The organism is Mesorhizobium sp. M7A.F.Ca.AU.001.01.1.1, assembly GCF_004022735.1.
Lineage (GTDB): Bacteria > Pseudomonadota > Alphaproteobacteria > Rhizobiales > Rhizobiaceae > Mesorhizobium > Mesorhizobium ciceri.
Map to the genome: position 1 here is coordinate 1 of NZ_RZPF01000167.1, position 10025 is coordinate 10025.

General features: G+C 59.8%; 5 protein-coding genes and 4 pseudogenes. 3 read left to right on the forward strand and 6 right to left on the reverse strand.

Features of this window, described 5'->3' with window-relative positions:
- Window positions 1–348: 348 nt before the first annotated feature.
- Both EN884_RS12855 and EN884_RS39505 read right to left on the reverse strand, forming a co-directional pair.
- Window positions 349–662 (reverse strand): annotated as a pseudogene (locus EN884_RS12855) (ATP-binding protein); the annotation flags it as partial.
- Between the two features lie 10 nt (window positions 663–672).
- A pseudogene (locus tag EN884_RS39505) lies at window positions 673–1206 on the reverse strand (IS21 family transposase); the annotation flags it as partial.
- Between the two features lie 516 nt (window positions 1207–1722).
- Between EN884_RS39505 and EN884_RS12865 the strand changes: the two are divergent.
- Window positions 1723–2082 carry a hypothetical protein gene (locus EN884_RS12865; RefSeq protein ID WP_126066776.1) on the forward strand — a complete coding sequence of 120 codons (360 nt, stop codon included), beginning with the start codon at window positions 1723–1725 and terminating at the stop codon, window positions 2080–2082.
- Window positions 2083–2651: 569 nt separating this feature from the next.
- Here EN884_RS12865 and EN884_RS12870 read toward each other — a convergent pair.
- On the reverse strand, window positions 2652–3968 hold the full coding sequence (locus EN884_RS12870) for a HipA domain-containing protein (RefSeq protein ID WP_063169281.1): 1317 nt from the start codon (window positions 3966–3968) through the stop codon (window positions 2652–2654).
- Complete coding sequence (locus EN884_RS12875; RefSeq protein WP_063169282.1) at window positions 3958–4296, reverse strand: helix-turn-helix transcriptional regulator; 339 nt, start codon at window positions 4294–4296, stop codon at window positions 3958–3960. Before EN884_RS12875 ends, EN884_RS12870 begins: the two co-directional genes overlap by 11 nt.
- A gap of 611 nt (window positions 4297–4907) precedes the next feature.
- On the opposite strand from EN884_RS12875, the pseudogene EN884_RS38625 reads away from it, so the two are divergent.
- Window positions 4908–5404 (forward strand): annotated as a pseudogene (locus EN884_RS38625) (aldehyde dehydrogenase family protein); the annotation flags it as partial.
- Between the two features lie 512 nt (window positions 5405–5916).
- Here EN884_RS38625 and EN884_RS12890 read toward each other — a convergent pair.
- Window positions 5917–6377: pseudogene (locus EN884_RS12890) on the reverse strand (OB-fold nucleic acid binding domain-containing protein); the annotation flags it as partial.
- Window positions 6378–6684: 307 nt separating this feature from the next.
- Window positions 6685–8616 carry a potassium transporter Kup gene (locus EN884_RS12895; protein WP_128360570.1) on the reverse strand — a complete coding sequence of 644 codons (1932 nt, stop codon included), beginning with the start codon at window positions 8614–8616 and terminating at the stop codon, window positions 6685–6687.
- 975 nt (window positions 8617–9591) lie between these two features.
- Between EN884_RS12895 and EN884_RS40120 the strand changes: the two genes are divergently transcribed.
- Window positions 9592–9870: an AlpA family phage regulatory protein gene (locus tag EN884_RS40120; protein WP_063169289.1), complete on the forward strand. Its 279-nt coding sequence runs from the start codon at window positions 9592–9594 to the stop codon at window positions 9868–9870.
- Window positions 9871–10025 lie beyond the last annotated feature (155 nt).

Here is a 10025-nt window from a genome sequence, read left to right on the forward strand (position 1 = left end):
CTCTCCGTCACCGACGTCGGGGTAAATACTAACACTTGAGAAAGCAGGGAGTTCACGGTCGTCGTCGAACGTCTGACGGTGCAAAACGATGGCGGCCACCGCGTGCCCGGCTTCGTGATGCGCCACAAGCGGCAGATATTGGGAGGCTACATTCATGCGGTGCGGCTCTCAGGTCTAGTTTGCTTTTGCGCATAGGACCGCAATTGTCGTGCCAACTGGGAAAATCGTTTCGGGCAATGCGATCGCTCCGATAGCGTTGCGTCTCCTGTCTGACATTGTTGGGAAGTCGACACGCGCCCGTCGCAATGCGGTCGACCTTCCGCGCGAGTTGGGTGACCCGTGAAGGCGGCCGACCAGGACGATGTTGCGCTGATCGGCGACGAAGGCGCGGCCGGGCGAGATCGCGCATCAGGGGGTGACCGGCGTGTCGGCGAAGTCGAAGTCGTCGATGTCCTTGGCCAGCGGCAACTTGGCGACAGCGAACTGGTATTTGATGGAGCGGGCCTGCTTCTCCGATATCTCGGCCTGCAAGAGATCACCGACAATCCTGGGCGGCTCGTGCCGTCGCTTGATGGCGACGCGCCCATGATCTCGTCATAGGCTCTGCGCATTCCGTAGAGCTTCAGCGCTCCCATCAGTTCCAGTACCTCGGTGCGTTCCATGGCTGTTTGTCCTCCTGAGACTGTCATAGCGGGTGCAGTCGGCGACCGCTCGTGAGCTAGCTTCAGCGCTTGGGGAATGGAAAGGATCGTGCCCGGCGCCGGATCGCGGCTGCGGGCCAGGATGTTGAGGATCACCGGCGCCGACGATGCACCGTGCTCGATGGCTTCCTGACAGGCGGCCTCGACCGCGCTCAATCCGTCGGTCAGCACCCAGGTGAGGATCAACACCATCTGCCGGTCGACGTCATCAACCGCCTTGAGCTGCGCCGCACCTTCTCCATTGCCGACCGCACGACCCAGCCAAGGAACGGCGCGCGCCGTGTGCCAGGGATCGTAGGCGACCTCGTTGCGGCCAAAGGAGCGAACGTGTTCTCCCACGACCACGCCATCCTCTGGCGGATGCGATCCGATCGACATAAGCATGGATCTCGATGGGCCGACCGACGGCACTCGACAGCACCGAGTATTTGTTGTTGTCGAAGCGCACCGTGCAGGTCTTCGACACCGACGGGGGAATGCAATGGAAGCCGTCGAAGCGACCGGCAGCCGCTCCCGCTGCGGCTTGGCCGCATTCGCCGACAGCAGCCGGTCCCGCGTCTCACGCCGAGCTCCCATGCGGGGATAGGGCTGGTGCTTGCGCTCGTAGCGGAACTGCGTCTCCTCAGAACGCAGGACCTTGCGCACCACCTTGCGCGAGATCTTCAGCTCACGGCAGATCGCTTTGATCGACTTCCCCTGGACCAGCGACAGCCGACGTATCTTTGCAATCGTCTCTAAAACCAACATCCAAAACACAAATGCCTCCGATCAAGCCGGAGGCATCTTGATGACCCCATCGTTAAGGGGTCCCGTTTGGACGAAAATCACCCTTTAAACAGGGTCCCCATTCCACGAAAAATCAATGCACTACCTTCCAAAGCTGCGAGAGATCGCCACCGACCGCTTTGAAGGGGCTTTCGGCGGTCTCGTCAGCGAGGTTGTGGCATGAAGAAACATCAATCCACAGCATTGGGCCGAAGCATGCCACGGGCTCATGCCGCGGGAGAGCGGGAAGATATTCTTGAAAGAAGAAGCGGTCTCCGACATCAATACCGACAGGATGGGCAGCTTTCTCACATCACTTGAGGTCGAGCGTGGCAGTTGCGACCCGCAATGCAAGGCTGGCGGCGATGCATGCCTTTGCGCGGTTCCTGATTTCGGAGCACCCCGAATATTAGGATACGCTGCAACTGGTGGTGACACTTCCCTTCAAGAGGGCGCGTGGGTGGCACCTGTCGAATATCTCGATGAGCCCGGAAATCAAGAGCGTCCTGGCGCGTATCGTCCGCCGCACGCCTTCTGGACAGCGGGATTACGCTCTGTTTTCGCTGATGTTCAATACGGATGCACGAGTTCAGGGATCCTGAATCTTCGATTGTGACCTTCGTCTGGTATCGCCCTGTCCCGCCGAGCAAAGCAACGACCGCCCCACACTGCTCACCCGGTTCGGTGTTCCATACTTGCTGCGCACACATGGCTGCGGGCGAAGGAACCACCATGGCGGAAAAAAGCATCCATCATCGCCCTTTGCGGGACACGACGGCCATCCACCTCGTCAAGGCGGGTGTTGACATCGCCACCATCAGTCGATGGCCAGGCCACTCGGGCTGAACTAACGATGCGCTACGCCCAGGCCGGTATCGATATGAAGCGGCAAGCGCTCGAACAAGGCTTCCCCGACGTGATGTCATCGGCAAAAGATCAGACGATCATCGCTTTGATGGCTGGATGTTTGGCTGGCTGCACCGCTTGTAGACGCTCAGTTATGTGGAGTTGTATCGCGGGAAGTCGCGCGTCTTGGGCTTTTGCGGTGTCAGCTCCACATCTCTCCGCAGTGCACGTTGTCACTGTTGAAGAGCCGTTTGTTCAATCTTCGTCCTGGCACGGCAAGGGTTGTCGATATTGTGGGCGTCTTGCGCTTGCCGAGCTTGTCCGAAATCCAGCGCCGGATCAGGCGTGAACACTGTTGCGTAGTTCGTCAGCCAGAGCGCGGAGAACGTCGGCGCTTCCTTCCAGCGCCGTAAAAGCGTAGGGATTGAGGAACTGTCGGCCCCAGAACAGATTGCGATCTGTGCCGGATAGCGTAGCTTCCTCGCTGACACGCGGCCAATTCTCCGCAATGCATCGGAGCTGGCCTTCAACAATCGCAAGAGCTTCCGGCGCGCTGAGCAGGAAGTGATGCGCCGCTTCAAGGCAGGACGCTATCCGGCTCATGCGGTTATTGCCGCTGATGAGCATGGCCTGGCTGGCCTCCTGGCCACTGCGGGCCTGCGGACAAATATCGTACGCAGGCGTGAGGGTGAGCTTAGCGCCGTCCCAGAATGCCGCATGGTTGCGGGCATGATCGTCGGTGTTGCCGCAAAGTATGTTGAAGACAATGCGGCTGAACAACTCGCGCAGAGTTTCCGACGGCGCGGTGAATCGGTGGCGAATGATCTCCGCCAAATCCTGGTAGCTGGCGTAACGCGCCATCATCTCATCGAGCGCGAGCATCGTCAGCGCTGAGACCATGGATTTGCGTTGCCAGCCGCCCGTGACCTTGATCCGGTCGAATCGCTCGACGAGCAACACGTCGTTGCCTGCGGCGCGAACGAGCGAGACGGATGCCGCTCTGATGCCGCACAAGGCGGCAAGCCGCATGGCTATGAATTCTCCTTTGACGACGCTGTAAAGGTCGGCAGACGAGGAAAATTTCGCGACATGCTTGACGGCGTCACCCTCGATCAGCGCCTTTGGCCTTGCGCCGCCGATCGAGCTGCCGTGATGCAGCGCCTGATCTAATTCGGGGGTGAGCGGAATACCTTTCTCTACCCGCTCCGCCGATTGGACAAGCTCTTCGAGAGTGGCATTGGCCAGTGCGCGCGGCTCGTAATGCATTGGCGAAAACTGAAAATCGAGCGCGCCGATGCGGTCCGAGCCTGATTCCAGCAAGAACGTCAGTTCTGAAATATCGAGCCGCGCGATTTCATCGCCCTTCACACCGAATTTGCGGTTTAGGATAACCCGTCGTCCCCAGGCATCAGGGGCAGCATCGCGGATGCATCCCGGCATGGTTAGGCCAGGAAGCAAAGGCAATTCGCCTGCCTTCAGGGGCAGTTCCGGGAGATAAAGCGGGATCGCGCTTCCCAGTTCACGAAAGCTCCTGCCATAGTTGAAGCTGACGAGTCCGTCATGGGCATATAGCCGCCCGGCGACAACCGGCGCGGTCTCGCCCGGCAGCCAGACCCAGACATAGGCTTCGTCGTACTTGGGGACCTTAGAACTCATCGACGATCTGCTTGCCGGCCTTGTAGACGTGCTTCGGCAGCAGCGCGATGCGATCGTCCATGCGGCCTGTGAGGGCTGTGATGCCATTGCCGTCGGCATCGAACAGCTTCACACCGACAATGGCAGCAGCTTCGAACATCAGTCCGATTTCGACTTTGGGATCGCCCTTCTCGATGCGCTGCAGGGTGCTGCGTGAAACACCGATTCTCTCGGCTAACTCCTGTGCGGTTAACCGGTGCTGCATCCGGCCAAGCCGGATGGTCTTACCGAAAAGGCCAAGCGCTTCCATCGCGTAGCGCGAATAGGTGCGTTTATACGTTGCCTTCATTCGGGTCTCTGTGACCTATGCATGATCCATATCGCCTTCTTTCGAACTTTATATAGGTAATGTCACAGAGCGACTGCCAAAGTCAAGACTCCGTATCGCAAGCGTTACCCATCCGAACGAGGAAGGCGGATATTGCCGACGGCTCCTGCACAACCGGCCAGCTCTGCGCGTCTCGGGCGAGGCGGAGATCTGGCGCTGGATCGCGGACAGCCTTGAGACGCCTCGCATGAGTCATTCATGGGCGGTCCCTGGTGCGGGGCCGCGGCGCTCGACTGCTGGCCGACATTCTCGGCGGCGGGACCCGCATCCGGCTACACCAGCACTTTTCGACCGCATACGCGCCCAGCTTCTCTCCGAAATCATTGCCAATGAGCGCGAACCTCATGCGATCGCCGAGCTGGCCTGGCGGCGCGGAATCTACGCACGCATCCGTATTCGAGACCGCCCAAGGGAGGCTGACTAGCGTAACGCCCTCCGATCTAAGCGCCTTCCACAAAGCCGCTTTCGCACGCGACGGGCTGCATGTGGCGGTCGTAGGCGACATAGATGCCAAGCCCTGAGAGTAAGGCTCTACCAGCTGTTCGGCGATTTGCCTCAGAAACTGGCGCTTGCCGGCGCGAACCAGTGGTATCGCGAGGGCGAGCACGCCGAGCGCTTTTCCTCCGCCCTCCACTGACCACAGACCCGCACGCAACGAAGCCGCGCTCGATCTTATCGTGGCGTGGCTAGGTGCAATGTTTGCTCTCGCCATCAGGCCGGCTTTCCCGATGGCGTGGTCAACCTGATCTATGCGTCCGAAGGTGATCGCGTGGGCCGTGAACTCTGCACCAATTCCAAAGATCAGCTTTACCGGTTCGAACGAGGTCGGACGGCTGCTGATGCGTCAGTGCTCTGACCAGATCAAGAAGGTCAGCCTTGAAACCGGCGGCAATGCACCTTTCATCATCTTCGATGATGCCGACATTGACGGTGCTGTTGACGGTGCGGTCCAGGCGAAGTTCCGCAATGCCGGCCAGACCTGCGTTTCCGCGAACCGCATTTACGTCCAATCGAGCGTTCACGATGAGTCCGCCGAGAAATTGTGGAGAAGGTCCGGCACTTATCAGTGGTCCGACGTCTACTCCCGGAGCGAAGCCGTCGCCAACCCAAGATCGAGTCCCACATCGCAGATGATAATTCGATGCGGGGCCGAACGATAAATATGCATGCTTTGGCCACCCCGAGGCAGGGCTCATTGAGATGATCCGACCGCCTTGGAACAAAGATGGGGTAGAGCAGATGAAGCGTTGGCAGCGTGTCTCCATTCGACGCGAGCGCTTAGGATGGGATCACGATCATTCGCATCACGCGCAGCCGCAAGGGCGATGCCATGGCTACTTTGGAATCGTTGAAGTGGTTTGAGCCGGACAGTCACAAATACACCCGTTACGCCGCGGCTCAGGAAACGGGGCGGCGTCCGGCGGTGGAGGTGCTCGCTGACTTAAAAAGGGTGCGGGCAGTCGTTGCGCTTGAGAGCGACGACATTTGGGATCCGGCACGGGGTGACCTGCTGCCAATCGGCAGTTAACAGGGTCCGACAAAAGTGTGCACAACATGCTGCTGAAGTGGCCTCCGGAAGCGCTACCGGAAGTTACGCGTCTTGAACTTGATAGGGTCGATATGGTCATACTGCATCGACGATGTCGCGCCCCTTCGGCATGCCGCGCGGATCGATGCCCGATCCGCCGTGATGAGCCTCGTCCCTCGGCCGTGCGGCAACGGAAACGGCGTCTTGCGGTTTCCCACGCTGGCCAGCCCGGCCGACAGATCGGTCAGCTCGTGGGCGACGAGGTGCACCACCTCCTCTTCCGTCGGATGCGTCCGCGGACGCCGAGCATGGCCGAAGCAAGAAGCACGCGCCGGAATTTCTCGAGAGATCTTGACCCAGACGACGACGTTTGCCGCACCCGTCTCATCCTCCAGAGGAACATGAAGCCTTTGGCCGAGCCCGGCCGCTGCCGGACCAGCACCAGGCCGGCGGCCTCGAGCCAGCTTCTGCCTCGCGCCTGCATAGCATCCTGACAGGTCACGGTGCGGCGCCGGTTAGGCGGCACGCCGATTTTGGCAACGCTAGCCTGTGAACTGAAGAATGAAGGTCGGACTTGCGGCACATCGATTAGGTTCAAATGATAAGTTGCTGCCCGGCGAGGTCGTTTCAGCGCATCTCGACTGGTGGGTCGGCAAGACAATGCGGAACGGAAATGATCGCAGGCGTAAAGGACGGCTTTCGGGGCCGGAAGCTTCAGGCCTGGAACCGGACCCCAGTTTGGCGCAAGCATCGTGGCCTCCGCCCGGTCAGGCATTCACCGGCTCGCGAAATGCCAATTGATTCTGCTTAACCGGGCATACCTAAACGGCCACTTGCGTTCCGATCTCGACCACACGTCCGGTCGGGATCTGGAAATACTCCGTCGCGTCGGCGGCCGTGCGCGCCAAGCCGATGAACAGCTTGTCCTGCCACACCGGCATGCCGGAGTTGGGTGACGCCTTGAGCGAGCGACGCGACAGGAAGAAGGACGTCGTCATGATGTCGAACTTCCAACCCTGCTTGCGGCAGATCGCCAGCGCACGCGGGATGTTAGGCTGTTCCATGTAGCCGAAGGTCAGTGTCACCCGCATGAACAGCTCATTGATCGTTTCCATCTTGATCCGCTCGCTGTCGGGCACCACGGGCTGCTGCGCCGTCACCACAGAGAGGATGACGTTCTGTTCGTGCAGCGCCTTGTAGTGCTTCAGGCTGTGCATCAACGCGGTCGGCGCACTGGCGGGATCGCTGGTCAGGAACACGGCCGTACCGGACACCAGCTGCGGTTTCTTCTTCAACAGATTGGCCGCAAGGAAATCGAGCGGAATCTGGTTCCTGCGCGTCTTGTCAAATAGATACCTGCTGCCTCTTATCCAAGTCCACATGGTCATCACGATCACTGCGGCAATGGCAAGCGAGGCCCAGCCGCCTTCGAATACCTTGACGATGTTAGCTGCAAAGAAGCCGGTATCGATGAAGACGAACACCGCCATTAAGGCTATCGCGACGCCGAGCGGCCATTTCCAGATGCGCGTCATCACAACAAAAAGCAGTATGTTCGTCACCAGCATATTGCCGGTCACCGAAATACCGTAGGCCGAGGCCAGCCGGCTGGATTCGCCGAAGCCGACCACCAGCAGCATCACCACCAGCGCCAGCATCAGGTTGATGCGCGGCAGATAGATCTGGCCCGACTGTTTTTCCGACGTGTGCTGGATGACGAAACGCGGCAGCATGTTGAGCTGTACCGCTTGCCTGGTCAGCGAAAAGGCGCCGGAGATCACCGCCTGGCAGGCGATCACGGTCGCCGCCGTGGCAAGCACGACCATCGGAATAAGCGTCCAGCCCTGGTTCATCTCGAAGAACGGATGACCGACAACGCCGCCATTTGCCAGCACGAAGGCGCCTTGCCCGACATAATTGAGCAACAGACAAGGGAACACGATCGCCAGCCAGGCGAGCACGATCGGCTTGCGGCCGAAATGGCCGAGGTCGGCGTAGAGCGCCTCGGCTCCGGTGACGGCGAGGAAGACTGCACCAACCGTAACGAAGGCGACGTCAGGCGAGTTGACCAGGAACGACACGATGTAATGCGGGCTGATTGCCAGCAGGATTTCCGGGTCGTCCATGATGTGGTTGAGCCCGGAAAGGCCGATGGCCAGGAACCACAGCGCGGTAACGGGTCCGAACACCAATCCTACGCCGCCGGTGCCAAACCGCTGTACCGCAAACACGATCGCCAGGATGGCCAGTGTCAGCGGCACCACATAGGGCTGGAACGTCGGCGTGACGACATTCATACCTTCGACCGCCGACAGTACCGAGATTGCCGGCGTAATGACGGCGTCGCCAAAAAAAAGCGCCGCGCCGACGATGCCGATGCCGATGCCGATGCCGAGGATCACCGCAGAGCAGGTCGGGAAACTGTTGCGCGCCAGCGCCATAAGCGACAGCACTCCGCCCTCGCCTCGATTGTCGGCGCGGAGCACGAACATGATGTATTTGATCGTCACGGTGATCGTCAGGGACCAGATGATCAGCGAGAGTACGCCGAGGATGTCGCCACGGCTGGCGACGTTGCCACCCGCTGATGCATGCAACGCCTCGCGAAATGCATAGATCGGGCTGGTGCCTATATCGCCATAAACGACACCTAGTGCGCCCAACATCAGCGCCTTGGTGCTGTGCTGCTCGACCTCAGAATGGCTCGATTGTTCGACAGGTTCTGCCTCGTTACCAGCATTGGTAAGGGCCATGGACGACACTCCGATAAGCGCGCGGTGCTCTACGCTTGCTGCACTGCAATATCAAGTTCCGTCACGTAATGTCTGCCGTCTCGCCTGTCGTTGCTCGCCTTGGTAGACTCGCCAGCCCGCAGCCCTACCGAGCAGCAATAGCGCCCCGGCAGAACCCTCAATCGCCCAGATCAATGAATGGTTATCGCCCACAGTGCCCCCCCGCGATGCGGCCGATGGCGACCAGGGTGTCGTGGGCGCACAAGGATGGCGCTTTCCTGATGACGCCGTGCTCCAGGTGTGATCGCACCGTTGCTGCGCAAGCCATTTACTTGCTCGTCCCAGCGAGGACCGTGGCCAACTGGAACGCAGGGCCACGCCGCTCACCGGCCGCACTTTGCGGCGCAGATAACGATTCGATCTCCGCGGCGAGATTCTGGTTGAAGAAGCCACCAAGCTTGTCGAAGGACACACGGTCGTAATATCGACATGCCAGTATCCGCAACCCAGAAAAGCTCCTTGGGCTCCGCTGCGCGCGCCACGAACAACCCGATCTTCTCTGCGAAGAGGACGCCGTAATCCTTCAGGTTGAAGCCAAACCGGGGGGCGGCCGTGACGTATGGGCGAAGGGCTAGGAGGCGGGTTCGGTGAGGAACGGCATTGATGTCCACGCCGTCTCCTGGAAAGACAGAGGAATGCGGTGTCACCGACTGGCGCCGGAGGTTGATCCGGTGATTAGGAGGAGCACTCGTTGTCGGATTCTCGACGATGTCGGACATCTGACACAACGCTGCCAGAGCGATCACGTTGTTCCGAAACGATTTTCCCAGTTGGCACGACAATTGCGGTCCTATGCGCAAAAGCACTGCGATGCCGCACCGACTGGAAGAACTCATCAATGATCACGCTTTTCGAACATGTGGGCGCCGCTACCAACACTAAGCGTTCCCGATCAAACGGAAGCCTCTATCCCTTCTTTCTGAAGGCTGTCCGGACATGAACGCATTTGATGTCCGTCCAACGCTGGATGCTCCCGACGACGATCTCTATCTTTGGCTTGAAGATGTGGAAGGCGAGCGGGCACTTGCCTGGGCCGCCGGCCAGTCGGCAAAGACCCTGAAGCACTTCAGTGGAACGCAGTTCGAGCGCGACCGCGCGACTCTGAAGGCAGGCCTGTTCCCTAAGCGGCGTCGCATCTCCCCCGGCCGAGTCGCATGGCTTGAATCCGATATCAGGGCTTGGATGGAAACTAGATCTGAGAGCCGCACCGCATGAATGTAGCCTCCCAATATCTTCTCCCGTCTGTGGCGCATCACGAAGCCGGGCACGCGGTGGCCGCCATCGTTTTGCACCGTCAGATGTTCGACGACGACCGTGAACTCCCTGCTTTCTCAAGTGTTAGTATTTACCCCGACGCCGGTGACGGAGAG